Here is a 1,317-nt window from a genome sequence, read left to right as displayed (position 1 = left end):
TTACCGTAAGATAGTGGAGCCTTTATAGTTGGTAGGTTATGCGTAAAAGGTTGAAGTCTTTTGTAGTAAGGCTCCACTATCTAAGGTTTCGTTTCCGGAAATGCGCTCACTGTGGTCTTACCTTCAGGGATGGGGATTTGTTGGAAAAACACCATATAATACCACGTGCATTAGGAGGAAACGACCTAGATAAAAATCTAGAGTTACTACATCTCCACTGTCATGACGCCAAACACGGAATCAAAGTTAATCCCTTAGAGTTAGATGAAAATCCGTTTTAGAGGTACCAATGTCAAGGGTTCTTATAATGAGGAGCCGTATGATGCGTGCATTGTCACGTACGGTTCTGAAGACTAGTCAGTGGGGTGACTCACTGGCTAAGTTTAATTTTATTCATCCCGGGAGAGACATAGACCGTCGGGACAAACGACTAAAATCCGTATCCGTGGCATCATTGACCATGGGGAAAGGGGGAAAGCTACACAAAGGCTTCTGCTCTAAAACCTATCAAAAATGTCAGAGAATCAATAACCAAATCGGCCACATTGTCTCTAAGAGAATTGTTCAGATCGCTGAAGAGTTTAATTCCGAAGTTATCGTGTTTGAGGATCTCAAGGGATGGAAGCCCAAAGGAGGACGGAAACGGTCTAACCTCCGACAAAGGTTTCATGGATGGCTCAAAGGGAAAATTCGCGATTTTACTGAGATGAAATGGGCTGAATTGGGCGGCAAAGTCATAGAGGTTGTGGCCGCTTACACCTCGAGACTTGCCTACGATGGTTCTGGCAAGGTCAAACGTGATTCAAAGAATTATGCCCTAGCCACCTTCCCTTCAGCTAAGCGATTCAATGCCGACCTAAATGGCGCTTACAACATTGGTGCTAGAGGTGTGTTTAAACTCACTCACAGAAATGGTAGTGAGGGTCTCTCCAGCAAAAGTCCTGGACGACCGCCTAGAAGCTGGGCTTGCCTGTGTGAGTGCGATTCGTTGGCTAGAAACCTACCCCCTTAAGGGTTGGGAGATTAGCCGCTTGGTTCAATGAACCTTGACAACTTGATAACCATGGTGGTGAAAGACCACCCCGGAGACAAAACCTTAGAATAGTGCAGCCTTAGTACAAAACCTTACTCCTATGATGCCTAACCTGCTGACCATAAAGGCTGCACTATTCTTTCGGTAACTTCTGACCCTTGCGAAATCCGAGTGACAGCCCTACCCCTACTTCAGAACTTAACAACCCTGGGGTAAAGCGGGGTCGAACAGTGAAGCACTACTAGCCTAAGGTGGTGTTAGTAACAGGCAATAGAACTCATGGG

1 protein-coding gene and 1 pseudogene are annotated in these 1,317 nt (G+C 45.9%); both read left to right on the top strand.

The window, feature by feature from the left end; all coding sequences use genetic code 11:
- Positions 1 to 38: 38 nt before the first annotated feature.
- A complete protein-coding gene (locus F6K37_RS42845; protein ID WP_287257276.1) occupies positions 39 to 281 on the top strand; it encodes an HNH endonuclease in 243 nt (80 codons plus the stop codon).
- A 107-nt stretch (positions 282 to 388) separates the two neighbouring features.
- Positions 389 to 1,012: pseudogene (locus F6K37_RS42840) on the top strand (IS200/IS605 family accessory protein TnpB-related protein); the annotation flags it as partial.
- Positions 1,013 to 1,317 lie beyond the last annotated feature (305 nt).

Origin of the sequence: Moorena sp. SIO4E2, assembly GCF_010671945.1 — a bacterium.
In the GTDB taxonomy this organism is placed as follows: domain Bacteria; phylum Cyanobacteriota; class Cyanobacteriia; order Cyanobacteriales; family Coleofasciculaceae; genus Moorena; species Moorena producens.
Note: the sequence above shows the minus strand (reverse complement) of the source record. Positions and strands in the feature narration are given on the sequence as shown.

Coding starts and splice junctions, on each gene's coding strand:
- F6K37_RS42845 (WP_287257276.1), top strand. CDS start 39: ATGCGTAAAAGGTTGAAGTCTTTTGTAGTAAGGCTCCACTATCTAAGG.